Source organism: Pantoea sp. RIT413, from assembly GCF_003057675.2.
Taxonomy (GTDB): Bacteria; Pseudomonadota; Gammaproteobacteria; order Enterobacterales; family Enterobacteriaceae; genus Pantoea; species Pantoea eucrina.
The window spans coordinates 184,509-211,446 of sequence record NZ_QBJB02000003.1 but is presented as its reverse complement, the minus strand read 5'-3'; the positions used below and the strand labels follow the sequence as shown (position 1 = coordinate 211,446).

Genomic DNA, 26,938 nt, shown 5'->3' with positions numbered 1-26,938 from the left:
ATGAACAAAAATCGCTACCGCGTGATTTTTAACACAGTCCGCGGCATGCTGATGGTGGTGCCGGATATTGCTAAATCAGGCCGGGCCGGCAGCGCACGCGCGTCAGGTCTCAGCCACACGCTTAGCAGCCTCACTGGCAGAGTCGGCGCATTATGTTTTAGTCTCTGGCTGGCGATGGGCGTGATACAGCCTGCCAGCGCCGCCATTGTGGCAGATGCACAGGCGCCTGGCGGCCAGCGGCCCACGATAGTAAACAGCGCCAGCGGTACGCCGCAGATCAATATCCAGACGCCCTCCGCAGGCGGTGTTTCCCGCAATACGTATAGTCAGTTTGATGTCGGAAAGCGGGGAGCGATCCTCAACAACTCCCACAAAAATGTTCAGACCGGACTCGGCGGGATGGTAAGCGGCAATCCCTGGCTGGCCCGGGGCGAAGCCAAAGTGATCCTGAATGAGGTTAACTCGCGCAATCCCAGCCGCCTCAACGGCTTTATTGAAGTCGCGGGTCAGAAAGCCCAGGTCGTTATCGCCAATACGTCCGGGATCACCTGCAACGGCTGCGGATTTATCAATGCCAGTCGCGGCACCCTGACCACCGGACAGGCGCAGCTCAACAATGGCAACCTGACCGGCTTTAACGTTGAACGCGGTGAAGTGGTGGTCGAAGGGGCGGGGATGGACAGCTCACGCCAGGACTATACCGACATTATTGCCCGCTCGGTGAAGGTCAATGCCAGCGTCTGGGCCAGGGATCTTCGCGTCACCACCGGACGAAACAAGGTGGATGCCGCACACCAGCAGGTCACGAAGCAGAGCGACGAGCGCGCTACAGAACCCCGGATGGCGCTTGATGTCTCCAGCCTGGGCGGCATGTATGCCGGAAAAATCCGTCTGGTCGGCACGGAGAGGGGCGTCGGCGTTCGCAATGCGGGCAATATTGGCGCGCAGGCGGGTTCGGTGGTCATCACCGCTGATGGCCGCATTGAGAACAGCGGCGCTATTCAGAGCCGTAGCGATCTGCAGCTCGCCGCGCGGCAAGGGATCAGCAACAGCGGTACGATCTTTTCTGGCGGAAAAGCGTCGGTAACCAGTGCGGCAGATGTGCAGAACCGCGGCTCTGTTGTGGCACGCAATGACGTTACGCTGCAGGCTGGCAGCCTCAACAGCACGGCTTCAGGCGTTCTCGCGGCAGGTGTGCAGGATGACGGCAGACCCGGTGAATCGGGCAATCTGACCCTGACGACAACGGGCCAGCTTCGCGCGCAGGGGAAAAACCTGGCCGGCGGCAGCCTGAGCGCACGCGGGCAGACTATTGACCTCAGCGGCAGCCGTACCGAGGGTAAAAACCTGACGCTCGACGCCCGCGAGGGCGATATCGTGACGCGCAGCGGCACCCTGACCGCGCAGCAGCAGCTCACCGCGCGCACCGGAAAAATGCTGAACAACGATGGCGCCACGCTGACAGCCAGCAAGCTCAACCTGCAGGCGCGCGATCTCTCCAGCCAGCAGGGTCAGATCCTGCAAACCGGGCGTGACGATCTCACGCTCAGTTTCGCGGGCAGCCTGAATAATCAGGGCGGCCGTATCGCGACTAACAGTGACAACCTGACGCTCAATGCGGCTGCGATCGATAACCAGTCGGGTGACATCACCCATACAGGCCGCGGCACACTGTCGATCACCACCGGTAATCTGCGCGGCAGTAAGGGATCGCTGCGCTCAAATGGTCAGCTCACCCTGCGCGGTGGCGATGTCGATATTGATAGGGGCACCACCTCGGCCCGGCAGATTGATATCAACGCGGACAGCCTGGCGAACCGGCAGGGCTTGATCGCGAGTGAAGGCGATCTCAGCCTGCGAGGCGCGCAGCTGGCTAATCAGCAGGGCGTTGTGAGGGCGGGTAAGACGCTGCGCGTCACGGCGGATGTGCTGCAGAATGCTCAGGGCAGGATAGTCAGTAGCGACACCGGGCATGTGGATGCCCGCTTACTGGATAACCGTGACGGTCAGCTGGTGGCGCAGCAGGCGCTGACGCTGCGCGGCGATACGCTCGATAACCGGGACGGCGGCCTTATCCAGAGCGGTGCGCAGCTTGATATCGGCGCAGAGACGCTGCTTAATCAGAACAGCGGCGAAAAAGGCGGCGTGATCAGCCAGGGCGACATGCTTATCCGCGCCGGACAGATAAACAATACGCAGGGTCTGACGCTGAGCGGAAAAGCGTTGCAACTGGCGGCTGGCAGCCTGAATAATGCCGCTGGCACGCTGGTGGCACAGGAGCAGCTCAGCCTCGACACGCACTCCACGTTCAATAACCGGGCAGGTCTGCTGCAGGGCGGTAGCGTGCTTATCGACAGCCACGGCCAGGCGATCGATAACCAGAGCGGCACCCTCTACAGCCTTAGCGATCTTCATCTGCACAGCGGCGCGATCGACAATCAGGCCGGAACCGTGGGCGCGAAAGGCGATCTTACGCTGCAGAGTGGCGGAGTGGATAACCGCAGCGGTGGACGCATCGTCAGCGAGCAGGCGGCTTCGCTGGAAATGACTCATCTGGATAACCGTGGCGGAGAGATCCAGAGCATTGGCGATCTGCTGGTGAGTGCGCAGAGCACGGTAGACAATGCGGGCGGCCTGATTCGCAGCGGCGCGAACGCCGTGCTGAACGCATTGCAGCTGAACAATCAGGATACTCAGGGTGATCAGCAGGGTATTGAAGCGGCCAGCCTGCGGATTAACAGCGACGATGTGTTCAATCAGCGCGGCATGTTACTGGCCGATCGGCAACTGATCATCAACAGCCGTGGCTCGGTCGATAACCGGCAGGGTGCGATTTCGGCCGGAGAAGATCTGCTGCTGCAGAGCAATGACCTGATGCCGGAGAGTCGCCTGCGCAGCTTCAGAGTGGCGCAGCCTCAGAGCAATAGTCTGACGCTGGAAAATCGGGAGGGCGTTCTCAAAGCGGGCCGATCGCTGACGATCCGTGCCGATCGCCTGGAGGGTGACGGACAGATCCTCTCCCTGGGTGACATCACGCTGGTCAGCCAGCAGAGCCTGAACAACCGCGGCGAGATGATTGCCAACGGCAATTTCAACTTCACAACCGCAGGCGACGTTGATAACAGCGGTAAACTGCTGGCGGGCGGCAAGCTCGATCTGCGCGCCACCCACCTGCTGAACGCTGCCACCGGCGAGATCAATGCCGGACAGAACTGGCTGACGCTGAGCGGACAGCTGACCAACTATGGGCTGATCGACGGTAAACAGACGCTGCTGAAGGCGTCGACGCTGACCAATATCGGCAGTGGCCGGATCTATGGCGACAGCGTTGGCGTACAGGCTGATATTTTCAACAACCTGGCGGAAAACGGCACTGCCGCCACGCTGGCGGGACGTGAGCGGGTGGATATCGGCGTGCAGACGCTGAACAATCGTGACCACGGCCTGATCTACAGTGCCGGCGATATGGCGCTGGGCGGTGAGCTGAATGCTGACGGCCTGGCAACCGGCAGAGCGGGCACCCTCAATAATCACAGCTCCACCATCGAGTCAGCGGGCAACATGCAGATGGCTGCCGGTGAAATCAATAACGTCAACGATCGTTTCAGCACCGGGCTGGTAACCGTCTCTTCGGAGGCGATTACCGGGTATCAGCACTCGGGCGATACCGTCCGCTGGAAAGCCGGCGAGCCGGGCGTCTTTGTTGACCGCAACTCGGCCGATTCACTGCTTAATCTCAACACGCCAGGCAACACCGGCAGCAATAACGATAACTTCTACCAGTATGACTACACGCGTACGGTGCAGGAGACGCAGATCGCCGAAAGCGATCCGGCGAAGATTATCGCGGGCGGTGATTTGACGATAAACGCTGACCGCGTGCTGAACGATAAGAGTCAAATCATCGCGGGCAATACGCTGACGATAAACGCGCGCGATCTCAATAACGTCGAGGTGGTGGGCCAGCGAATCACGACTGACGTTGGTAAGGTGACTCACTACAAGCGCATCCGTCATAAAGGTGGCGACGAGCAGGGCGACAGCACATCGGATTACACGCCGCCGGACGTGATTGAGACGATTGCCCTGAAGCCAGGAGAGCTGGTCGATCACGGTGAACTGAGCGGCAACCCCCTTTCGCTCGCCCCGCAGAGCACAGAGGGTACCGACGCCACGACGGGCCGCGCGGGCGGCGTGAATGCCCATATCACAGGCAGCATGCCTGACATTGCCGCTCTGCTTAAACCCGGCCAGCATTTTGATGTGCCCGGCAGCCAGGGGGAGAACGCGAGCGTGATCCGCATCGTCGGGCCCGATACGCGCCTGCCGGACAACAGCCTGTTCAGAACCAATCCCTCTCCCGGCGGTAAATATCTGGTAGAGACCGATCCGCGCTTTACTCAGGAGAAGCAGTGGCTGAGCAGCGACTATATGCAGGACGCTCTGACGCAGAACAGCGATAACGTACTGAAGCGTCTGGGTGACGGCTATTACGAGCAGCGGCTGATTCGGGAACAGGTCATGAACCTGACAGGGCAGCGCTACCTGGGCGGCTTCAGCAACGACGAAGATCAGTACAAGGCGCTGATGAACAACGCTATCGCCTTTAGTCAGCGCTATCACCTGACGCCAGGCGTGGCGCTGACGCCTGAGCAGATGGCGCTGCTGACAAAAGATATTGTCTGGCTGGTTAACGCGCAGGTTAGACTGCCGGATGGCTCCAGCCAGACGGTGCTGGTACCGCAGGTGTATGCGCGTATTCAGCCAGGCGATGTCAATGGCAGCGGTGCGCTGATTGCGGGCCGCAACCTCAACCTGAACCTGGGTGGTGGCCTGTTTAACAGCGGTACGCTGGCCGGGCGCGAAGTGGTGAAGCTGAGCGCCGGTAATATCACCAACATGGCGGGAACGATTAAAGGCGCCAGTGTCGATCTTCTCGCCCGCGCAGATATCAATAATATCGGCGGCGTGATTGAGGCAACCGACTCGCTGCTCGCCCGCGCCGGACGGGATATCAATACCGTCAGCACAACCCGCAGCGTGAGCAGCCGGAACGGTGAGAACCAGTTCGACCGGACCACGGTAGATAGCGTGGCAGGCATGTACGTGCAGGGCGACGACGGCCGGCTGATACTGCAGGCCGGACGTGATATCACTCTCACGGCGGCGCAGGTGGTTAACAGCGGCGACAATAGCCAGACGGTGATTAAGGCCGGACGCGATCTGACGCTCAATACCGTCAGTACGGCGAGCCGGGACACGCTTGTCTGGGATAGCGATAACAGCCTGAAGCAGGGCAATACGCAGGAGATCGGCAGCGAAGTCGTCAGCAAGGGCGATCTCTCGCTGCTGGCAGGCAACGATCTTTATGCCCGCGCGGCCACCCTGTCGGCAGATATTGCGCTGGCGCTGACCGCCGGACATGACGTCACACTGACAAACGGCGAGAACACCCGGGATCTGGACGAGCGGCAAAAGACGACGGGCAGCAGCGGCTGGCTGTCGAAGAGCACGACAACCACACGCGACCAGATTTCGCGTCAGACGGCGCAGGGGAGTTCGCTGAATGGCGACACTATTTCCGTGGCGGCGGGCAACGATCTGCGCGTACAGGGCAGCCAGATAGCGAGTACCGGCGATCTCTCCCTGCAGGCGGGGCACGATCTCAGCGTTACCGGAGCGACTGAACGCAACAGTGAACAGCATCTGGCGCAGGAGAAAAAGAGCGGGTTTTCCGGCACCGGCGGTATCGGCTTCAGTTACGGCAAACAGAGCCTGAAAACCACTGACACCGCGCAGGAGACGACCAGCCAGGGCAGCACCGTGGGCAGCGTGAACGGCAGCGTGTCCCTGACGGCGGGCAACCGGCTGGATATCAACGGCTCCGATCTTATCGCGGGCAAAAACCTGACGCTGGACGGCCGCGAGGTGAGCATCACCGCAGCGGAAAACCAGAGCAGCCAGGCGCACCGCGTGGAGCAGAAAACCTCGGGTCTGACGCTGGCGCTTTCCGGCACGGCAGGCAGCGCGCTGAACACGGCGGCGCAGACGGTGCAGGAGGCGAAGTCTGCCGACAGCGGACGGCTGGCGGCGCTGCAGGGTACCAAAGCGGCGCTCAGCGGCGTGCAGGCGATGCAGGCCGGCCGGCTGGCAGAAGCGCAGGGCGACAGCCCGGAGAACAACAACGCCATCGGCGTCAGCCTCTCTTACGGCAGCCAGTCTTCCACTTCCACACAGCGCAGCGAGCAGCGCACCGCGCAGGGCAGCAGCCTGACGGCGGGCGATAATCTGAGCGTGGTGGCGCGCGGCAGCGGCGTGAAAGGCGACGGTGGTGACCTGACGGTGCAGGGCAGCCAGCTGCAGGCGGGCAGAGACCTGCTGCTGTCGGCGAACCGGGACCTCAACCTGCTGTCGGCCGCGAACACCTCGTCGCTGGAGGGTAAAAACGAGAGCCACGGCGGCACGGCGGGCGTGGGCATCGGCGCGGGTCAGGGCGGCTGGGGCATCAGCGTCTCCGCCAGCGCAAATAAGGCAAAAGGCAGCGAGCAGGGCAGCGGCGTCACCCACACAGAAACGCAGGTGAGCGCGGGCCGTGAGGTGACGCTGATAAGCGGGCGCGACACCACGCTTCAGGGCGCGCAGGTGAGCGGCGAAAAAATCAGGGCGGACGTGGCGCGCAACCTGACGCTGACGAGCGAGCAGGACAGCGACCGCTACGACTCGAAGCAGCAGAGCGCCAGCGCCGGGGGCAGCTTCACCTTCGGGTCGATGACCGGCTCGGCGAACGTGAACCTGAGCCGGGATAAGATGCACAGCACCTGGCAGAGCGTGGAGGAGCAGACCGGCCTGTTCGCGGGGAAAGGCGGCTTTGACGTGACGGTAGGAGGACACACGCAGCTGAACGGCGCGGTTATCGGCTCGACGGCGACGGCGGATAAAAACCGTCTGGAGACGGGCACGCTGGGCTGGCGCGACATCGAAAACCGGGCGGATTATAAGGTGGAGCATCAGAGCGCGGGCGTGAGCACCGGGGGCAGCATCGGCGGCCAGTTTGCGGGGAACATGGCGAACGGGCTGCTGACGGGGGCGAACCACAGCGACAGCGGCAGCTCGCTGACGAAGGCGGCGGTGAGCGGGGGCGCGCTGGTTATCCGCAACGGGGACAAGCAGTCGCAGGACGTGAGCGGGCTGAGCCGCGACGCCGCGCACGCGAACCAGACGCTGTCGCCGATATTCGATAAAGAGAGGGAGCAGAACCGGCTGCAGGCGGCGCAGCTGATAGGGGAAATCGGCAACCAGGCGGCGGACATCGCGCGCACGGAGGGGCAGATAAGGGCCACGAATGCCGGTAAGGCGGAGCTGGCCTCGAAGGATATCAGAGAGCCGGGCGAAGGCGCGCCGAAGGCGAAGTGGGCTGACTACAACAAAGCGCTGGCCGCAACGGACAGCTATAAAGCCGCCGCGGCGCCTTTTGGCACCGGCAGCGCCCTTCAGCAGGGTATTCAGGCGGCGACGGCTGCGGTGCAGGGCCTGGCGGGGGGCAGTCTGGCGCAGGCGGTAACGGGCGCGGCGGCACCGTACCTGGCAGAGGTTATTCATAAACAGACGCTGAATGCGGACGGTTCGGTGAACGTGCAGGCGAACCTGATGGCGCACGCGGTGGTGGGTGCGGTGACGGCTTACGCGGCGGGGAACAGCGCGCTGTCGGGAGCGTCGGGGGCGGCGATGGGCGAGTACATCGCACAGCAGATGTATCCGGGCACTGACCGCAGCGACCTGACGGAGACGCAGCGCCAGACCATCAGCGCGCTGGGGACGCTGGCGGCGGGCCTCGCGGGCGGAGTAGCGGGCGACAGCACGGCGGGCGCGGTGGCGGGCGCGCTGGCGGGGAGGAATGCGGTTGAGAATAATTCTCTCGCTGATATCGCTCAGGCGCAGTCTGAAGGCAAGACGCTTGAGCAGAAGGCCGGTGAGTACGTTGAGGCCGAAAACGAGCGCTATAAGAAGGCCAACTGTGGCGGCATGAGCGCCGAAACCTGCTCAGTGAAAATGTACAACGAGCGGCGTGAAGCGCTGAAAGCAACGGCTTCGCTGAGCGTTGATTTTGTACCGATTGTGAGCGATATCAAAGGTTTTGCGGAGGCGCAGTCGGCTATTGACTATCTGGCAGCGGTGGTGGGTATTATACCGGGTGCAGGTGATGTTGCCGGTAAGGCCATTAAAGCGGCAGAAGTAGCACTGAAGAAAGGCGATATAGCGGAGGCATCGAAGCTGATCAATAAGGCCAGCGATGAAGTCTCTGCTTATAACATTGCAAACTATCCAAAGTTAAAAGATGAACTCAGGCAGCAGAATCTGAATAATATTGCGAAGCAGGATACGAGACTGGCAGCCGTTATTAAAGGTGATAATGGCAAGCTAAATTATGGTATTGGCTCAGGAACATCAGCAGAAGCCGATCAGTTAGGTAAAATCTGGGTTGGCGATGGAGCAAGACTTACCAGTGATAAATCTGGATTAATGAGTGCTGATGGTACTCGTGTATATCGTTTTCCTGCTTCAAAAGATAATAGTTCATATGCAACAACTGGTACTCAGGCTAATTTTGAAACGTTTAAAATAGATCCTGCTACCGGCGACAAAACTAAGATCGGTAATGGCCATCTGGATATCAAATAGGAAATAAAAATGAAGGCTATTTTAAAAAGCATTTCAAATGACGACGTTGAGTTGGATACATTTCATCCAGAAGATGAACTTAATTTTTCTCTCCGTTTATTATTGCGAATTGGATGTGAAGATAGCTCTGGTGCAGACAACTTCGATCTTCGTATATACACACCCGAATGGCTCTGTAAACATCATTGGGTGCCAGAGTTGATGCGGCATACGCTCCTTGTACGTAAATATGACCTGGAAGAGATAACCAAAACTATCACTGATTATATCGATCAATGCGAAGGCAAAAACTGGATTGAGATAGCACAAAAATTATCCCGAGTTTTCGCCTGGGAATATGAAGACTACCAGCCATAGACATTGAGACTCCCGGATATTATGCCGGGAGTCTTATCACTGGTAAGTAGCAACAGCATTCCGCTATCCGGGGATTGACCGTAAAAACCTGAGTGAAGATCAGAAGCAGACCATCAGCGCACTGGCCACGCTGGCGGCAGGTCTGGCGGGCGGCGTAGCCGGAAACAGCACGGCAGATGCGGTGGCGGGCGCGCAGGCCGGGAGGAATGCGGTTGAGAATAATGCGCTGTCCGGTCTGGAAGGGTTCGGTAAAGGCATGATGGATTATGGGCAGGCTCAAACTTCACTGGGCGGCTCCATGATTAAGAATGGCACTTCACCGGATGAAATCGCGGCGGCTCTGTCGAAAGCTGCTAAAGGCGATATGCCGGAAGGACAAAATGCAGCGGAGGGATTACTGGTAGCCTGGGGTAATTTCTTTAGTGTGCCGTTAGACGTAGTTATGTCGAATGAACAAATGACGCCACAAAAAGCGGCGGAAATACTTTCCAGCGGCTTACCGACCAGTGAAAAAAAACTGTTGCAGTATGTGGCGGCGAAGGCGTTCTTTAGTGTCGCGAAAAGCTCTGACCTTGGTTTATCAGCCTCTAACCAGAAATATGTTGATATTTTATCGCCTGAATAAAAACAGCATATTTTATATGGCGACAGCCCTACCAGTGGGGGACATCTTTATCCTGGAAACCCAGGGAAGACTGTTTATCCAAAAGAGTGGACCGCCGATAAGGTTGTACATGAAATTGGTGACATAGCGACTTCGCCAGATACTAAATGGTTTGCGCAGACAGGGGCTGGTGGAATGTATACTGCTGAAGGGGATCCTGCTAAATGGGTAGCGTATGAAGTCAGAGACTGCGTCAGGATTCGAGTTATTTATCAACCAGCTACAGGAAAGGTTATTACTGCTTTCCCCGATAATAAACCTGTGCCTGCGGCATCGAAACCCATTAAATGATAGGAAGAGTTTATTAAATGTTTAGTGCAAAAATTAGTCAGTTAGGAAGATCCCTTGAAGATCGACTGGATCCAGGATTGATCGAGGGTGCGCTGGATTATATTCAATATAATGAAGAGCCGCTTGCTTTTGAGATTCTCTGTGATCACATAAGCGAGTATGACGTAGCCATAACTCAAAACGAATATGAGCTAATAACTCAGCTTATCGAAGATATGAAATTTGACATAAGTGAAGCACCATTTAAATATTTAATAAAATTAGTCAGTTAAGTTGAGGGAATCCCAGCCCTCAGCGGCTGGGATACTTTTATTATTATTGGTCACTCAGTTACTGGCCGGATCACCAGTTGGCCGTGCTCAACGGTCACGGTGACTGGCGTATCCAGATGAGATAGCGAAGCAGGCTTACGACACGGCGATGAAGCCGTTCGGGACGGGTTCGGCACTTCAGCAGGGTATCAGCGCGGTAACGGCGGTGGTGCAGGGCCTGTCAGGCGGGAACGTGGCGCAGGCGGTGAGCGGCGCGGCTGCGCCGTATGTGGCGGAGCAGATACATAAGCTGACGGATGGCAACCGGGAAGCGCAGGCGATGGCGCACGCGGTGCTGGGCGCGGTAAGTTCTTATGCCGCGGGCAACAGCGCATTTGCAGGTGCGGCGGGCGGCGTCAGCGGCGAACTAATGGCGCAGCTGGTGATGAAGGAGCTGTATCCGGGTAAGGAGGTGGGCGACCTGTCGGAAACGGAGAAGCAGACGATCTCGGCGCTGGGTACGCTTGCGGCAGGGCTTGCGGGCGGATTGGCGGGCAACAGCACGGCGGATGTGGTTGCGGGCGCGCAGGCGAGGAGGAATGCGGTTGAGAATAACTCACTGTCCGGTGACCAGGCGCGTGCCACGGTGAAACAGGCAGCTGAATCGCTGAAAGAACAGGTCAGGGACAAGCTGTGTAATGGTACGGCCTCTGCCATCGCAAACACCATCATTGGTACTATAGCAAATACCAGTGAGTCGGCATTAGGTGGCGTGGATTACGTAGCGGATGCTGCAATGGCCCTGGCGGCCTGTGCAACCGGAGACAGCTACTGTAGTAAAGCGTTAAGCGACCTGACCGGGAAGAACCAGGCGGTAGCCGACAGCGTGAAAGCGCTGCTGAAAAGTGAAACTTGGTCGGCAGTGGCAGACACGGTAAAACAGGCAGCGGACGGGAATCAGCTTGCACTGGAAGCGACGGGCGAAATGCTGGGCAGGATTATATTGCCGGGTAAGAAAGTTCCGGGAGTCGGAAACCGTATTGAAACGGTGCTTAAAGCTGAAAAGAATTGGGAAACAGCCAGAAATAAAGCCATAAATACGGTCGATGATTTAGGTATTGATTCAAAGCCTGTTATTGGTCGGTTAGAATTAAGTGCTGGCAATGAAAAAATTATTAGTCGTAAATCCAGTGATGGCAAGTTAGGTTGGTGTGTTGATTATGACCCAGAAAAAAGGGACGCACATTAATACATGGGGTTATTCGAAAGGTAAAATACCTGGTAAAGCAGTTAAAACAGTCATACCTTTTGAAAGTAATGAAAAGGTTTTTGAAACTATATTGAAACAATTAAATAAGTAGAGATAATGACTTTGTTTGATGAGTGTAAAGAAGCATTGTTTTCTGATTTTCATTTGCTTATCGGTGACGAGGAGAATAAAGCCATTGACTTACTTAATAAATACCCTATTACCCCAAGGGGAGTTGTATGGAATGAGATGGAATATAGTGATTATGATAATTTTTATGATGTATTAAACGTAAGCACAGTAAAAAATCAAGACGTATTTGTCCTGACGGATAATGCTGACATACCGATATTCAGGACGAATATTAAGCTGGTTGCTGAAAATGTCTATGACGTTACGGCATTGTCACCAAAATTATTTATTTATAATAATGAAATTATAATACAACCTTTATTCCCATCAGAGAGGTTTCGTGTTGGGTCAAGACCTGGACGTTCGTGGCGGGAGGCAGCCGGGCGCAGGCGATAACGGGCGCGGCGGCACCCTACCTGGCAGAGTAGATACACAGACTGACGAAAGGCAATCCGGAAGCGAATCTGATGGCACATGCTGTTGTGGGCGCAGTGGTTGCGCAGGCATCAGGTAACTCAGCCCTGGCCGATGCAGCAGGTGCAGCGAGCGCATCCGCTGCAACTTTCGTGATAGCGAAAACGCTCTATGGCACTGATGACTACAGCAGGCTGGACGAAACGCAGAAACAGACTATATCCGCTCTTAGCACACTGGCAGGCGGGCTGGCCGGAGGACTCACCGGAGACAGCGTGGCTTCGGCAGTGTCTGGCGCGCAGGCCGGGAAAAACACACCTGAAACAATGATACGTTCAGCCTGCCGAAATTTAGCTCTTCTGCTGGTTTTTGGTCAGATGTGGGTAGTGCTTATATATCTCGAGCTACAGGAAGGGCGGTGAAGATGCTATTAATAAGCAGGAGAAAAATAAGTGAAAAGAAGACCTACAATAATGCTTTTTGCATTAAATATTTTATATGGCTGGGCTATTTTTTTTCTCACTGGGATCGTACTGAGATTAGTTATTAACTTTTTTTATGTAAAGGAATTGTTCCCGGAGGAGCAGGATGTGTTTAAAACAGGTGTTATGAGTCTTATTGCTGCTGTCGCAGGTGGAGCTGGTTCATGGATTTTTGCCAAAATAGACGAATGTAAAGCCCGAAAATCACCTCCATCAGATTCCTGATAAACAGCGGCCCCGGTCAAATCAGGCCGGGATATTTTGACCTGCTGAACGGCAGGGGCAGCGTTCTCCGGCTGGGCATCCAGGCGTCGACGGCGGCGATGCAGGGACTGGCCGCACTTCAGGCCGCGCTGACCGAAAAAGGCTATCGTTGCATCTCTGGCTGGTGGGTCTGGGCTGAAGAGTGTGGCAGTGAAGGCAGTGGGGAACGCGGCGGCTGAACAGCCTTCAACATCTGAAAGAGTATCAGCCCTGGTACTGGCTTATCCGGCAGTTTGCGCCAACAGAAATCGGGCCAGCGTCTGGATCTGTTATAAGATTTACTTTGTTCGCAGCCGCCTCCATAAAAAAACCGCCCGCAGGCGGTTTTTAGTCAGCTCAGCGCATAGTGCATAGTGCATAGCGCTACTCGCGCGTTTTGCCCTCTTCAATAAACTCTTCATCAATCTCTTCGGCGTTGTCGCGGTTATCGCGACCGGAGAGGAGATTCCAGCAGGCGATGAACAGAGCGGCAATCAGCGGGCCAATCACAAAGCCGTTGATGCCGTAGATTTCCATGCCGCCCAGCGTGGCGATCAGGATCATATAGTCCGGCATCTTGGTGTCTTTACCCACCAGCAGCGGGCGCAGAATGTTATCTACCAGGCCGACAATCACCACAAAGAAGCCGACCAGGAAGAGGCCTTTCCACAGCGCGCCGGTGGCAAAGAAAAAGATCGCTGCCGGCACCCAGACGATGGCGGATCCGACCGCCGGGATAAGCGACAGAAACGCCATCAGCGCACCCCACAGCAGGCTGCCGTCGATGTCAGTGATCCAGAAAGCAAAGCCGCCCAGTACACCCTGAACAATTGCCACCACCACGGTTCCTTTCACCGTCGCGCGCGACACCGCAGCAAACTTCATCAGCAGATGATGCTTCACATAGGTGGAGAGCGGCAGCGCTTCGAGGATCAGGCCCACCAGCCAGGCACCATCTTTCAGCAGGAAGAACAGTAAATAGAGCATCACGCCAAAGCTCACGGTAAAGGTAAACGTGCCTTTACCAATCAGCAGCACGCTGCCCGCCATATACTGGCCACCTTTCAGCGCGAACTCAGAGAGCTTTTGCTGAATCTGGGTAGAGTTGTTGAGATCGTGGTCGGCCAGATAGCGCTGCGCCCAGCCCGGCAGATGCTGCAGCAGCTCAGCAAACACCGTCGGAAACTGCGCTGAATTATTCTGCAGCTTGACGTAAACGGTATTGATCTCCACCACCAGCGATGAGGTGATGATCGCCAGCGGCGTAAATACAATCAGACAGATAATCAGCAGCGTGACAAAAGAGGCAAGCCCGTTACGGTCGCCCATTTTACGCCGCAGCAGCACCTTTAGCGGGGCAAAAATCACCGCCAGGATAGCCGCCCAGAGAATGGCAGAGAAATAAGGTGACAGCACATCAAAAAAGGCGATGGTGACAATCGCCAGGATAAGAATAAAGAAACCGATATTTAAGCCTTTAACACGCATTCCATAGCCTCGCAAATAAACGTAGCGAAAGAACTATAGAACGGCTGGCGCAGAATGTAATCTGTTTCACATGATTGAATGCAGTAACGGATAAAAATCTGTCCTGAGCCTGCGCTAAACCGGAGAACCCTATGCTTGAACTGCGACCTAACTGTGAGTGGTGCGATACCGATTTACCGCCGGAAAGCGCGGAGGCACGTATTTGCTCATTTGAATGCACATTCTGCGCAACCTGCGCTGAGCATGTTCTGCTGCAGCGCTGTCCGAACTGCAGCGGCGAACTGGTCCGTCGCCCGATACGACCTGCCGCAGCGCTGGCGCGGCATCCGGCTTCTCTGCTGCGGCACATCCGGCAGCCGTAATTCCGGCGCGCGCAATGAGTGACCAGCAGATAATTAATTGTGCTACTTACAATGTTATCCGCAGTTAAACCAGAGATCAGAAAGGGCAGTTATTTTCCTGTTGCCAGCCCCAAAAGGTAATTATTTTAATTTTATGTTTTTTATGAGATTTTAATTCCGTCACTGGCGTGAGGTCAGAGCACTGACCTTATTTATAAGCAGCGTTAATCTGCCTGGCAGCGTTAAGTAATATTCCTAAATCCGATTAATTTTATTTATTGTTTTAGCGGTGAAGTGTTATTCTGCGCGCGCAATGCTGGTGATGTGGCGTTGTGTGCTTCAGTTTTACCCTCTGATTTGCAGGGTTTCCCTGTTTCTGAATAATGAAACATTTTTATTTACCCGATCCCTGCGGTCGGGTTTTTTTATGTTTTTTTCTCTGCGGTACTTATTTGTATCCGGCCGGACATCTTCGTTAAGAAAGCGCTAAGGCAGTGTAATTTACTGTAATAATGAGGTTTTTAAGAATGAAAGAACTATTATTCGCTGCGTGACTGGTTAATAGTCTCTGCCGGCAGCGCACTTATTGCTGCTGTGATGGAGACCATGATGAAAAAAATTAAAACGCAGATCGCTATTACCCTTATTGCATGCAGCACGCTGTTTTCTGCGCTGAGTCAGGCAGAAGGTCCTGGCGGTCCCCGCTGGAATACACATGAAAGCCAGCACGCATCCGGGCGGGAAGCCGATCGCCGTGGACCAGATAATGAGCGTCACGGCGAGCGGGGCGGGCCGGAAGGGCATCATCACGCTGACCGCTTTGCCTGGCAGGGGCATGAGTTCCGGCGCGGCCAGCCGATGCCACCCGCCTATCGCGGTGCCGGATACCGCGTGGATAACTGGCGCGATCGCGGCCTTACCGCACCGCCGCGCGGTGAGCACTGGGCCTTTATCGACGGCAATTATGTGCTGGTAGCGGCTGCAACCGGCATCATCACCGCCATATTACTCAACGGCGCCTTCGATTAATCTCTTGCCGGGAGGAACCACGCCTCCCGCTATCCTTCTGCTTTTACCCTTTGCCAGGCTATTCTGTGAGCTACCGCTAATACACATGTGCTAAGGAGTGATGATGGCCGCAGTAAAAATGGTAGCAGTGGATATGGATGGCACCTTTCTGGATGACCGTAAGCAGTATGACCGTCCGCGGTTCATGGCCTGCTACCAAATGATGAAACAGCGCGGTATCCGGTTTGTCGTCGCCAGCGGCAATCAGTATTACCAGCTGAAATCCTTTTTTCCGGAAATAGCGCATGAGATCGCGTTTGTTGCGGAGAACGGTGCGTGGATCCTCGATAGTGAAGAGGAGCTTTTCTGCGGCGCGTTCAGCCGTGAGGCGGTGCACGCCGTACTGGATACGCTGCAGCAGGGTAACTATCCCGGCCTGCGCTTTCTTATCTGTGGTCGCAACAGCGCCTACTACTTTGCCGGTGCGGACGCGCAGTGGCTGCAGAAGATGCGGCATTATTGTCACCGCCTGCGGCCCATTGAGACGCTGGATGAGATTGCCGACGATCGACTGTTTAAATTTGCCCTGAACCTCTCTGATGACTATGTGCCGGTTTTAATGGCAGACATTGAGCGGCTGCACCAGGGATCGGCTGCGGCCACCTCCAGCGGCCACGGCTCAGTAGATTTGATTGTGCCTGGCCTCCACAAGGCCAACGGACTGCGTCTGCTGCAGCAGCGCTGGGGAATTGAGAGCAGCGAAGTCCTGGCATTCGGCGATGGTGGCAACGATCTGGAAATGCTGACGCAGTCGGGATTTAGCTTTGCGATGCAGAACGCGCCGGCGCGGGTGAAAGCCGCGGCACGCTATGTTACCGCGGATAATAATCATGCTGGCGTGCTGCAGGTCATTGAGCAGATGCTGGCGGGTGAGGGCCCGTTCGCCTGAGCAGAGCGCGCCGGCAGGCTCAGAGCACGCGCCACGCCTGAACAAGCATGTCGGTCATCTGCGCGCTGTTATAGGTTACCCGGCTATTTTTACTGTTGGCGCGTGCGACAATCCAGCCCACCTCTGTGGCAGAGATCGCAGGTCCCTCCTGCCAGAACGGCACAATAGCGTGCTGCTGCAGCCAGGCTTTCAGCGCCAGCGGGGCAGGCGCGGAGGCGCCGGGCATCAGCTGCGCCGCAAACGTGCTCATCAGGCGCTGCTGTTCAGGGTGGTCGCTTTCTGCCAGCTGATCCAGAAACGGAAACAGCAGGCGGCCGCAGGCTTCACCATGGTGAATCGCTTTGATCGCCCCCAACTCGCCTGCGATGCCATGGATCACGCCCAGGCCGGCGCTGCTCAGGCAGAGGCCGCCCAGCCAGGACGCCATCATCATTGCCTCACGCGCCTCGTCACCCTGCCGGTCAGCGCGGTTCAGGTAAGGCCAGGCCTGAAAAAAGAGCCGCAGGCCGCTGAGCGCCATCTGCTGAGTAAATATGTTGCCTTTCTTTGACAGATACGCTTCAAACAGATGCGTAAAGGCATCAATTGCGCAGGTAGCGAGGACGCTATCAGGTGCGCCGCGCAGCAGGTCGGGATCGAGAATCGCGACGGGAGGAACAAAGTTCGGATGGCGCAGCGACGCTTTAATTTTGATGTGCTGCTGATCGGTGACCACAGCGTTTTGCGTAACTTCACTGCCGGTGCCGGCGGTAGTGGGGATGGCGATCAGCGGCAGCGTGTCGCCCTGCACCGGCGTATCCCCCACTTTTTCCAGGTAGCGCGCCGTCGGCAGCGGATGCTCTATCATGGCGCAGAACGCTTTTGCCGCATCCAGCACGCTGCCGCCGCCAATCGCCACTACCCGCTTAACCCGTCCGCGCCAGCGCGCTACCCAGAGGTCAATCTCTTCCGGAGAAGCTTCATGACTGACGATTTCATAGTCCTGTATAGCGTGTTGCAGCTCACCCTTCAGCTGCTGCCACGTCTCGCTATTGAGAAATGAGCGGCCGCAAAACAGCAGCGCAGGCTGCGGATCCTCAGCCAGCAGCGCGGGCAGAGTGCGAATGCTGCCGCGTCCGCACAGGGTTCGCTGGTTACTGTAAAGTGCAATCAGGTTCTCACTCACCTGTCTATCCTTTCAAATGATTTCAGGCAGCCAGTGTAGCGAAAAGCGCTGCTGACGCAGGTATAAACGCCGCCAGCTTAATGAGCAAAAGTTGATCGCCTTCGCAAAAACGAAATTCAGCCCGCCGCTCTGATGTTACCGGCCCGGTGTTGCCCTTAACATGATACCGGTAACAGTATGACGCATTTCGCAACATCCGGCCGCATCTGGCCGATCCGGTAGTACAACGCAACCCGCTGGCAACTGACGCCGCGCGTAAAAAGTGGAGAATAACCATGCCATTACTCTATGTGGCCATCGGCGTAGCGCTGCTGCTGCTGCTGATGATTCGCTTCAAACTTAACGGCTTTATCGCGCTGATTCTGGTGGCGCTGGCGGTGGGCATGATGCAGGGCATGCCGGTCAATAAAGTGATCGGCTCAATCAAAACCGGCGTAGGCGGGACACTTGGCAGCCTGGCGCTGATTATGGGTTTTGGAGCCATGCTGGGCAAACTGCTGGCTGACTGCGGCGGCGCGCAGCGTATCGCCACCACCCTGATTGCAAAATTTGGCGAGAAGCATATCCAGTGGGCGCTGGTGCTGACCGGTTTTACCGTGGGCTTCGCGCTGTTTTATGAGGTGGGGTTTGTACTGATGCTGCCGCTGGTATTCAGTATCGCTGCCTCAGCGCGCGTGCCGCTGCTTTATGTCGGCGTTCCCATGGCAGCCGCGCTCTCGGTAACGCACGGTTTTCTGCCGCCGCATCCGGGTCCGACCGCGATCGCGACGCTGTTTAACGCTGATATGGGTAAAACGCTGCTTTACGGCACGCTGCTGGGGATCCCTACCGTAATTCTGGCTGGCCCGGTGTATGCGCGTTTTCTGAAAGGCATCGATAAGCCGATTCCGGAAGGGCTGTGGAATCCAAAAACCTTTACAGAAGCAGAGATGCCAGGATTTGGCGTCAGCGTCTGGACCGCGCTGGTGCCAGTGATCCTGATGGCATTGCGTGCGGTGGCTGAGATGCTGCTGCCGAAAGGACACGTGCTGCTGCCTTACGCTGAATTCTTTGGCGACCCGATTATGGCAACGCTGATCGCCGTGCTTATCGCTATTTTTACCTTCGGTCTGAATCGCGGGCGCAGCATGGATGAGGTGATGGGCACCATCACCGACTCCATCAAGATCATTGCAATGATGCTGCTGATTATTGGCGGTGGCGGAGCCTTTAAACAGGTGCTGGTAGACAGCGGCGTGGATAAATATATTGCGGGCATGATGCATGCAACCAATCTGTCGCCTATTTTTATGGCCTGGTCGATTGCGGCGATCCTGCGTATTGCGCTGGGTTCAGCCACGGTTGCCGCCATTACGGCGGGCGGGATTGTGGCACCGCTGATCGTGACCAGTGGTGCCAGCCCTGAGCTGATGGTGATAGCAGTAGGCTCCGGCAGCGTTATCTTCTCGCACGTTAACGATCCCGGCTTCTGGCTGTTTAAAGAGTATTTTAATCTCACCATCGGTGAGACTATCCGATCGTGGTCGGCGCTGGAGACGATTATTTCCGTATGCGGTCTGGCAGGCTGTCTGCTGCTCTCTGCTGCGCTGTAATCAGCTTATAACGGGCCACAGAATTGTGGCCCGACAGCCTTAATGTGGCTGCTCAAAACCCGCTTTTACCATCTGCTCGCGCAGTGCACGGGTAATTTCACGATTGCCCCCCGTTACCGGGTAGATGACATTGTTTACCACATCATCCAGATAGTGTTCATCAAACTCCTGCATGGTCAGCTGCGTACCGCCTTCGTCGTTAATAGCGATACTCCCTTTAATATGGCTGCCGACCTCCTTCGCCTTCAGGCTATAACGTCCCATGCTGGTATTAATCGTACTCATAATTTCTCCTCGTTTCGCTAACAGAGATAACCATTGAGGCCCGTCACAGGCGCTTTAAGTTTAGCGCGTCGAAATCTGTAAAGAGCGCCTGCAGGGCCAGTTAATGGCTGAGCTGCGACCCTGCTCGCAGAAATAGCAGGGGCTTATTCACCTGGCCGGTGAAGCGAAACGCGTATCGGCAGCGTGCGGCGCGTTCAGGATATTCAGCTATACTCATCGGCGGATGCATAAATTTTCAAACTGAAGGAGCGAATAATGAAAATATTTCTGTGGATCATTGCGATTGTCTTTATTGTCGGGCTGCTGACTATTACGGGTGTATTCAAGCTGATTTTCTGACGTGTTCAGGCACCTGCGGGTGCCTGAAATTGTTATCGCGCATAACGTACAACAGCCTCTCTGACGGCTATTTCAGGCGGTTTAACATCCGAACTGTTTAGCGGCTTTCTGCATACGGCACAGCGTGCGCCGTGATGAGTTGCCGGCTCTGAAGCTTCACTCCGCTGGCACGTATAAAAGAATTTTTTACTGCCGCACTGGCTGCAACAAATCGTCACCGTTTCTCTCCCTGTTCCCTCCCGGAAAATAAGAAATATCGCAATCAGACCCTGGCTTCAAATGATTAATTCTGTTTATCTGTATGGTGGCAGACAAAATTTACGTTATTTTATGATAAATAACATTTTTTTGCTTTTAGCCGATTTTCAAAACTGCACTTTATGTCACAAAAGCACTTTTTCTGATTCGTTTAACTGCGGTTTTATTCGTAACGGCCTTCGCAGGTACAATAGGCCCTTGCATGCGCGTTATTTCAGGCTATATCTGAAAAGGATTACCGCTACTTTTGGCAATTTCAGACGCAAAAATGCAGCAATCACTTTTGCAGAGCTGGCTACAGAGGTTCTGCACGCTATTAAATTTTGCAATAACAGGGTTTTATCCGTGAATCGACACGTTTCAGCAGCCATGTCGGGCTGCGTGTTGACCTTACTGGTCTCATTTTCTGCCTCAGCCGCTACGGCAGGCGCCGCGCTTAAAGCGGGATGGAATAGTTTCAGCGATAATGTGGCTCAGACCTGGTCTGCGCCGCAGCATTACGATCTTTATGTGCCTGCCATCACCTGGCACAACCGCTGGACGTATGATGATGCGCACATCAGAAAATATAACGAACGGCCGTGGGGGGCAGGGGGCGGCATCTCGCGCTGGGACGATAAGGGTAACTGGAACGGGCTCTACGTGATGGCGTTTAAAGACTCCTTCAACAAGTGGGAACCGATTGCCGGCTATGGCTGGGAAGCGACGTGGCGTCCGCTGCAGGATCAGCGTTTTCATCTGGGAGCTGGCTATACGGCTGGCTTCACCGCGCGCGATAACTGGAAATATATTCCGGTGCCGCTGGTGCTGCCGCTGGCATCCGTAGGCTACGGACCCGCCACGTTTCAAATGACTTACATTCCCGGTACTTATAACAACGGCAACGTCTATTTTGCCTGGCTCAGATTCCAGTTTTAAGCGAGCACATAAGTGCAAAAGTGTGATGCAAAGACAAAAATCCGATATTTATCACTTTTTCATCAATTCGGACTGGACAAATGCCACTGCAATTGCTGTACTAGATGACGACACAGTTTAGTGTCCATTTTTCATGTAAAGGTAATATAGATGTCCAAGATCAAAGGTAACGTTAAGTGGTTTAATGAGTCCAAAGGATTCGGTTTCATTACTCCAGAAGATGGCAGCAAAGATGTATTCGTACACTTCTCTGCTATCCAGAGCAACGGCTTCAAAACTCTGGCTGAAGGTCAGCGTGTAGAGTTTGAAATCACCGACGGCGCTAAAGGCCCATCTGCTGCTAACGTTACCGCTCTGTAAGTTAACAGTCAGAATTTTAAAAACCCGCCTGATGGCGGGTTTTTTTTATTCTTTTTTCAGTTCTGCCACCAGGTGATCAGCCAGGCGGCTACCACTACCGCAGCAAAAGTCAGTGCCAGCATCTCTTCCGAAGAACGTGGGATCCAGTTTTTCATTCTACTCGCCTCAGATGTGATTTCCCTCAGCATGCCAAAGCAAGATTAAGTCAGCCTTAAGCTCAGATGACAGAAATATGACGCCACAGAGTGCGCTTAATGCTTCACAAACCAGAGTTTTAACCACTGCCGCTTGCAGCTTTTACCGTTCACAGGCTATATAAACATCAGCCCGATACAAGGAGAAGCACTATGCATATACGTGAGGCGCGGCCTGATGACTGTTTCGCCCTGAGCGCGCTGCTGGCTGAGCTTGGCTATAGTGGCACTGAGCACTTTATTGAAGCGCGGCTGGTGCAGCTTTGTACTCATCAGGATGAGATCCTGCTGGTGGCTGAACACGGAACGCAGGTACTGGGATTTTTGTCGCTGCATTTTATTCCGCAGCTGGCGCTGGCAGGTGATTTTGCCCGCATCAGCTACTTTTGCATTGCTGAAGGTGAACGCAGTAAAGGCAGCGGCCAGCAGCTGCTGTCCCACGCTGAACAGCTGGCGCGGCAGCGAGGTTGCGATCGTATGGAGGTGCACTGTCACGCTTCGCGGCTTAAAGCTAATCAGTTTTACGCACGTGAAGGCTATGTGGAGTCACCGCGCTACCATACAAAAGATCTCTGTTAGCGCACCGGTATCGGAGGAGAGACAATGAGAGCGGCAATGGGGCAGTTCGCCGTCAGCAGCGAATGGCAGGAGAATATCGTCACCTGTCGCGATTTGATGCAGCGTGCGCGGGCAGGAGGAGCCGATCTGCTGGTGCTGCCGGAAGCGGTACTGATGCAGGACAGAGAGCATCCCGATCGTATTCTGCAGGCGGCCCAGCCACTTGATGGGCCGTTTGTCAGCGCGCTGCTGGCTGAGAGCGCAGAGAACAGCCTCACCACGATTATGAGCGTGCACGTACCGGCTGCCGCAGGAAAAACGCAAAATGTGCTGATCGCCCTGCGTAATGGCAGGATCATTGCGCACTACGCCAAACTGCATCTCTATGACGCCTTTGCGATGCAGGAATCACAGCGCGTTACGGCAGGCAGCACTATCCCGCCGCTGATTGAGGTCGCCGGCATGAAGGTCGGGCTGATGACCTGCTACGATATCCGCTTTCCTGAGCTGGCGCGACGCCTGGCGCTTGACGGGGCAGAGGTACTGGTGCTGCCCGCTGCGTGGGTCAGAGGGCCGCAGAAAGAGCGTCACTGGGCGTTACTGACAGCGACCCGGGCGCTGGAAAACACCTGTTATCTGGTCGCCACTGGTGAATGCGGGCCGCGTAATATTGGCAACAGCATGACGATCGATCCGCTGGGGGTGACGATCGCGCAGGCTGCTGAATCTGCCACGCTGATCTTCGCCGATCTTGAGGCGGAGCGACTCGCTTACGCACGCCGCATTTTGCCGGTGCTGGAGAACCGTCGCTTTGCCACGCCGCAGCTGCGTCAGGAGTGACCGATCCGATCTTACTCTGTTACAGAATTCTGTTGAGTGCCGGCGCAGAGTGCGCGTTAATAAAGGCTGTCCGTTATACGTGAGAGCTGAAGGTAGAGTATGGAAGGTATCAGTATTGCCAAGCTGCTGATTATCGGTGCACTTATTGTTCTGTTATTTGGTACCAATAAGCTGCGTTCGCTGGGCGGTGATTTAGGATCGGCGATCAAGGGCTTTAAAAAAGCCATGAAAGACGACGACAGCACCGTTGCAAAGAGCAGTGCAGATGAGATCCCGGCAGAGCGCGTCAGCCATAAAGAGTAAAGGCGTGCCCGGGCCGCACAACTGTAACAAGTTGTGATGAAAAAAAACCAGACTCACAGAGGCTGGTTTTTTTGTATCAGGAGGATGTCAGCAGAGGATTATTTTACTTCCAGTCCTTTAGCCTGCATATCCGCATGGTAAGAAGAGCGCACAAACGGGCCGCAGGCGGCGTGAGTGAAGCCCATCGCCATCGCTTCTTCTTTCATCTCATCAAATTCCGCCGGGCTGACATAGCGCTGTACCGGCAGATGATGGCGGCTCGGCTGCAGATATTGTCCCAGCGTCAGCATGGTCACACCGTGACGGCGCAAATCGCGCATCACTTCCACGATCTCCGCGTTGGTTTCGCCCAGGCCCACCATCAGGCCCGATTTGGTCGGAATATCAGGATGCGCCTCTTTAAAGCGCTCCAGCAGCTTAAGTGACCACTCATAGTTAGCGCCGGGACGCACCTGACGGTAAACGCGCGGCACGTTTTCCAGGTTGTGGTTAAACACGTCAGGCGGCGTGGCGGTGAGGATCTCCAGCGCACGATCCATACGCCCGCGGAAATCAGGGACCAGCGTTTCAATTTTGATGCTGGGACTCTTCTCACGAATAGCCGTGATGCAGTCAGCAAAGTGCTGTGCGCCGCCGTCACGCAGATCGTCACGATCGACAGAGGTGATAACCACGTACCGCAGCGCCATATCGGCAATGGTCTGCGCCAGCTTCAGCGGCTCGTTCGCATCAGGGGCGTTAGGACGACCGTGTGCCACGTCGCAGAACGGGCAGCGGCGGGTACAGATGGCGCCAAGGATCATAAAGGTGGCGGTGCCGTGGTTAAAACACTCTGCCAGGTTAGGGCAGGACGCTTCTTCGCAAACAGAGTGCAGGCCATTTTTGCGCATCGCAGCTTTGATGCCCTGGATGCGGCTGGAGTCAGCCGGCAGCTTGATCTTCATCCACTCCGGCTTACGCAGAATTTCGTCGCGCTCGGTGACCACGGTTTTCACCGGAATCAGCGCCATTTTGTCGGCATCGCGATACTTGACGCCGCGTTCCATCTGAATTGGTTTACTCATAAATCTGCAGGTTCCGATCGGGATTGCGATTTGAAAGCTTCCTCACTCAAACTGAGAACCAGGCTTTCAACTTTTTTTGAAAAATTTGCAAAAATTATATCATCTCGCCGCTGCATAAGCAGCCGCTATGCGGTGAGAAAGGTTACAATTTTGTAAATACGCACGCACAGACAAGGTCAGTCCGCGCTTTCATCCTGCCACGCCATCTCTTCAAATCCCGTCAGACGTGCAAAGTGTGCCACCAGACGCGGACGCACATCAGCTGGCATAGCGTCAGGCCGGAACCGGCTCAGCTGCGTCATCTTCATCCCGGCATAGCCGCATGGATTGATACGCAGGAACGGAGCCAGATCCATTGCGATATTCAGCGCCAGCCCGTGGAATGAACAGCCTTTACGGATGCGCAGTCCGAGTGAACAGATTTTGTCATCACCCACATAGACGCCGGGCGCATCTGCGCGCGCGCGCGCCGTCACGCCGTACTCTGCCAGGGTGGCAATGACGGTCTCTTCCAGTGCCGTAACCAGCTCGCGCACGCCCAGCCTGCGCCGCTTAATATCCACCAGCACGTACATGATCTGCTGCCCCGGGCCGTGATACGTCACCTGACCGCCGCGATCGCTCTGCACCACCGGAATATCGCCCGGCATCAGCAGATGTTCAGCTTTACCAGCCTGTCCCTGCGTAAAGACCGGCGCGTGCTCAACCAGCCAGAGCTCATCGGGCGTTTCCGCATTGCGGGTATCGGTGAAGTGATGCATGGCATCGGAGACGGGCTGCCAGTCGCGCAGGCCGAGGTTGCGTACAAGGAGCGTATTTGCAGACACAGCGGAGGTCCGGTAAAGAGGGAAAGCCTGAGTATAACGCTGGCAAAGCGGGCTTTGCCAGCGCCGGTGTTACAGTACCATGCGCACGATATCGATGTTACCCAGCTCTTCATAGAGCGTTTCAACCTGCTCAATATGGGTCGCGTTAATAGTAATGGATACAGAGTGATAGTTGCCTTTGCTGCTGGGCTTTACATCAGGTGTATAGTCGCCAGGCGCATGCCGCTGCACTACTTCAACCACTTGATCAACCAGCTCTGGCTGCGCCAGTCCCATAACTTTATAGGTAAACGGGGTAGGGAATTCGAGCAGTTCATTCAGTTTGGTTTTCATATTGGCTCCGGTGCTTAAAAAAACAGGCTCCCGCCTGGGCGAGAGCCTTGATCATATCTTATTTATGGGCGAGCTGGTGGTTTTTCAACCGTAAATCAGCCAAACCAGTGATGGAACATCAGTTTGATGTAGTCGATGATACGGCCAAAGAAACCGCCTTCCTCAACTTCATTCAGTACAACCAGCGGACGCTGTTCAACCGTTTTACCATCCAGCTGGAAGTTAATGCTGCCAACCACCTGGTTTTTCTTCAGCGGCGCGTGCAGTTCGGTGTTGTTCAGCACATAGCTCGCTTTCAGATCTTTCATCCGGCCGCGCGGGATAGTCAGATAGGCATCTTTCTCCACGCCCAGCTGAACGCGATCGGTATTACCGAACCAGACCGGTTCAGAAGCAAACTCTTTACCCGCTTTCAGGGGGGCCACGGTTTCAAAGAAGCGGAAGCCCCAGGTCAGCAGCTTTTTGCTTTCGGTCTCGCGTCCTTTAAAGGTGTGACCGCCCATTACGGCGGAGATCAGGCGCATCTGGCCTTCGGTGGCAGACGCCACCAGATTGTAGCCCGCGGCTTCAGTATGGCCGGTCTTGATGCCGTCCACCGCCAGACTGCTGTCCCACAACAGGCCGTTGCGGTTCATCTGACGAATATTGTTAAAGGTGAACTCTTTTTCACGATAGATAGCATACTCATCCGGCACGTCGCGGATCAGCGCCTGACCAATCAGCGCCATATCGCGCGCGGAGCTGTACTGGCCGTCAGCATCCAGCCCATGTACCGTCTGGAAATGGGTGTTTTTCAGACCCAGCGCCCCGACATAGTTATTCATCAGGTTAACAAACGCGTCCTGACTGCCAGCCACATAATCCGCCATTGCGACACAGGCGTCGTTACCGGACTGCAGCACGATGCCGCGTGTCAGCTGGGAGACCGGCACGCGATCGCCTGGCTTAAGGAACATCAGCGATGAGCCTCTGAATACCGGGTTGCCGGTAGCCCAGGCGTCTTTACCCACGGTAACAATGTCATCCTGATGGATTTTACCGGCTTTAACCGCCTGACCAATGACGTAGCTGGTCATCATTTTCGTCAGGCTGGCGGGATCGCGGCGCGCATCGGCGTTTTTTTCGGCCAGCACCTTACCGGAGTTATAGTCGATTAGTACATAAGCCTCAGCATCAATGTCCGGCACGCCCGGAATCATAGTTTTGAGATTGATATCATCAGCAAAGGCAACATGGCTGAGAGAGAGGGCGACCAGTGATCCCACTGTCAGGCGTTTCAGCAAACGAGAAGGTTTCAGCGTATTCATGTTAAGGACTACAACATCCGTGGGGTTAGGGTGAAAAAAGTGCCTTA

General features: G+C 55.5%; 23 protein-coding genes and 2 pseudogenes. 18 read left to right on the top strand and 7 right to left on the bottom strand.

The genetic code is table 11. The features are described 5' to 3' along the window. The 9 genes and pseudogenes from DBY66_RS06500 to DBY66_RS06460 all read left to right on the top strand — a co-directional run bounded on the left by DBY66_RS06500 (position 1) and on the right by DBY66_RS06460 (position 12,744). Complete coding sequence (locus tag DBY66_RS06500) at positions 1–8,679, top strand: hemagglutinin repeat-containing protein (protein ID WP_108569679.1); 8,679 nt, start codon at positions 1–3, stop codon at positions 8,677–8,679. Between the two features lie 9 nt (positions 8,680–8,688). Continuing rightward, the gene (locus tag DBY66_RS06495; RefSeq protein WP_108569680.1) at positions 8,689–9,036 is read left to right on the top strand and encodes an immunity 8 family protein; all 348 of its coding nucleotides are present in this window, start codon (positions 8,689–8,691) and stop codon (positions 9,034–9,036) included. Positions 9,037–9,109: 73 nt separating this feature from the next. Next, a pseudogene (locus tag DBY66_RS18110) lies at positions 9,110–9,208 on the top strand (VENN motif pre-toxin domain-containing protein); the annotation flags it as partial. Positions 9,209–9,217: 9 nt separating this feature from the next. Next, complete coding sequence (locus DBY66_RS18000) at positions 9,218–9,661, top strand: VENN motif pre-toxin domain-containing protein (RefSeq protein WP_233499578.1); 444 nt, start codon at positions 9,218–9,220, stop codon at positions 9,659–9,661. Between the two features lie 347 nt (positions 9,662–10,008). Next, a complete protein-coding gene (locus DBY66_RS06480) occupies positions 10,009–10,263 on the top strand; it encodes a MafI family immunity protein (RefSeq protein WP_108569681.1) in 255 nt (84 codons plus the stop codon). Between the two features lie 157 nt (positions 10,264–10,420). After that, positions 10,421–11,603: pseudogene (locus tag DBY66_RS18105) on the top strand (VENN motif pre-toxin domain-containing protein); the annotation flags it as partial. Between the two features lie 5 nt (positions 11,604–11,608). Beyond that, the gene (locus DBY66_RS06470) at positions 11,609–12,019 is read left to right on the top strand and encodes a hypothetical protein (protein ID WP_108569682.1); all 411 of its coding nucleotides are present in this window, start codon (positions 11,609–11,611) and stop codon (positions 12,017–12,019) included. Positions 12,020–12,090: 71 nt separating this feature from the next. Continuing rightward, entirely contained in the window at positions 12,091–12,459 is a 369-nt protein-coding gene (locus tag DBY66_RS06465) for a VENN motif pre-toxin domain-containing protein (protein ID WP_233499574.1), read from the top strand. Between the two features lie 30 nt (positions 12,460–12,489). Further along, a complete protein-coding gene (locus DBY66_RS06460; RefSeq protein WP_233499573.1) occupies positions 12,490–12,744 on the top strand; it encodes a hypothetical protein in 255 nt (84 codons plus the stop codon). A gap of 402 nt (positions 12,745–13,146) precedes the next feature. On the opposite strand, the gene DBY66_RS06455 is transcribed toward DBY66_RS06460, so the two are convergent. Next, complete coding sequence (locus DBY66_RS06455; protein WP_104084651.1) at positions 13,147–14,250, bottom strand: AI-2E family transporter; 1,104 nt, start codon at positions 14,248–14,250, stop codon at positions 13,147–13,149. A gap of 131 nt (positions 14,251–14,381) precedes the next feature. Here DBY66_RS06455 and DBY66_RS06450 point away from each other — a divergent pair, with 131 nt between their 5' ends. From DBY66_RS06450 to DBY66_RS06440, 3 genes are all read left to right on the top strand, one after another. Further along, positions 14,382–14,612 (top strand): DUF1272 domain-containing protein, encoded by a 231-nt coding sequence (locus DBY66_RS06450; protein ID WP_039383097.1) that lies wholly within the window; start codon positions 14,382–14,384, stop codon positions 14,610–14,612. Positions 14,613–15,200: 588 nt separating this feature from the next. Continuing rightward, positions 15,201–15,620, top strand: coding sequence for an RcnB family protein (locus DBY66_RS06445; protein ID WP_104084653.1), 420 nt, complete (start codon positions 15,201–15,203; stop codon positions 15,618–15,620). A gap of 103 nt (positions 15,621–15,723) precedes the next feature. Next, on the top strand, positions 15,724–16,548 hold the full coding sequence (locus DBY66_RS06440) for a Cof-type HAD-IIB family hydrolase (protein WP_071668971.1): 825 nt from the start codon (positions 15,724–15,726) through the stop codon (positions 16,546–16,548). Positions 16,549–16,567: 19 nt separating this feature from the next. Here the strand turns inward: DBY66_RS06440 and DBY66_RS06435 are convergent, their stop codons facing one another. Further along, a complete protein-coding gene (locus tag DBY66_RS06435; protein ID WP_108569683.1) occupies positions 16,568–17,713 on the bottom strand; it encodes an iron-containing alcohol dehydrogenase in 1,146 nt (381 codons plus the stop codon). A 275-nt stretch (positions 17,714–17,988) separates the two neighbouring features. Here DBY66_RS06435 and gntT point away from each other — a divergent pair, with 275 nt between their 5' ends. Continuing rightward, positions 17,989–19,305, top strand: a complete 1,317-nt coding sequence (gene gntT, locus DBY66_RS06430) for a gluconate transporter (protein ID WP_039383106.1) — start codon at positions 17,989–17,991, stop codon at positions 19,303–19,305. Between the two features lie 39 nt (positions 19,306–19,344). Here gntT and DBY66_RS06425 read toward each other — a convergent pair whose 3' ends face one another. Next, on the bottom strand, positions 19,345–19,590 hold the full coding sequence (locus DBY66_RS06425) for a hypothetical protein (protein WP_039383108.1): 246 nt from the start codon (positions 19,588–19,590) through the stop codon (positions 19,345–19,347). A gap of 942 nt (positions 19,591–20,532) precedes the next feature. Between DBY66_RS06425 and pagP the strand changes: the two genes are divergently transcribed. From pagP to tatE, 5 genes are all read left to right on the top strand, one after another. Continuing rightward, positions 20,533–21,105, top strand: coding sequence for a lipid IV(A) palmitoyltransferase PagP (gene pagP, locus DBY66_RS06415; protein WP_071669036.1), 573 nt, complete (start codon positions 20,533–20,535; stop codon positions 21,103–21,105). Positions 21,106–21,255: 150 nt separating this feature from the next. Then, complete coding sequence (gene cspE / locus DBY66_RS06410) at positions 21,256–21,465, top strand: transcription antiterminator/RNA stability regulator CspE (RefSeq protein WP_010615627.1); 210 nt, start codon at positions 21,256–21,258, stop codon at positions 21,463–21,465. A 347-nt stretch (positions 21,466–21,812) separates the two neighbouring features. Then, positions 21,813–22,238 (top strand): GNAT family N-acetyltransferase, encoded by a 426-nt coding sequence (locus DBY66_RS06405; protein WP_071668974.1) that lies wholly within the window; start codon positions 21,813–21,815, stop codon positions 22,236–22,238. A 24-nt stretch (positions 22,239–22,262) separates the two neighbouring features. Continuing rightward, entirely contained in the window at positions 22,263–23,057 is a 795-nt protein-coding gene (locus DBY66_RS06400; protein WP_108569685.1) for a deaminated glutathione amidase, read from the top strand. A gap of 99 nt (positions 23,058–23,156) precedes the next feature. Continuing rightward, positions 23,157–23,360: a twin-arginine translocase subunit TatE gene (gene tatE, locus DBY66_RS06395; RefSeq protein ID WP_039383119.1), complete on the top strand. Its 204-nt coding sequence runs from the start codon at positions 23,157–23,159 to the stop codon at positions 23,358–23,360. Positions 23,361–23,458: 98 nt separating this feature from the next. On the opposite strand, the gene lipA is transcribed toward tatE, so the two are convergent. The 4 genes from lipA to dacA form a co-directional block, all read right to left on the bottom strand. Further along, positions 23,459–24,424 carry a lipoyl synthase gene (lipA, locus tag DBY66_RS06390; RefSeq protein WP_039383121.1) on the bottom strand — a complete coding sequence of 322 codons (966 nt, stop codon included), beginning with the start codon at positions 24,422–24,424 and terminating at the stop codon, positions 23,459–23,461. 176 nt (positions 24,425–24,600) lie between these two features. Further along, entirely contained in the window at positions 24,601–25,251 is a 651-nt protein-coding gene (gene lipB, locus DBY66_RS06385; protein ID WP_108569686.1) for a lipoyl(octanoyl) transferase LipB, read from the bottom strand. Positions 25,252–25,320: 69 nt separating this feature from the next. Continuing rightward, positions 25,321–25,584: a DUF493 family protein YbeD gene (gene ybeD / locus DBY66_RS06380; RefSeq protein WP_039383125.1), complete on the bottom strand. Its 264-nt coding sequence runs from the start codon at positions 25,582–25,584 to the stop codon at positions 25,321–25,323. A 95-nt stretch (positions 25,585–25,679) separates the two neighbouring features. Beyond that, positions 25,680–26,891, bottom strand: coding sequence for a D-alanyl-D-alanine carboxypeptidase DacA (gene dacA / locus DBY66_RS06375; protein ID WP_039383127.1), 1,212 nt, complete (start codon positions 26,889–26,891; stop codon positions 25,680–25,682). Between the last annotated feature and the right edge of the window lie 47 nt (positions 26,892–26,938).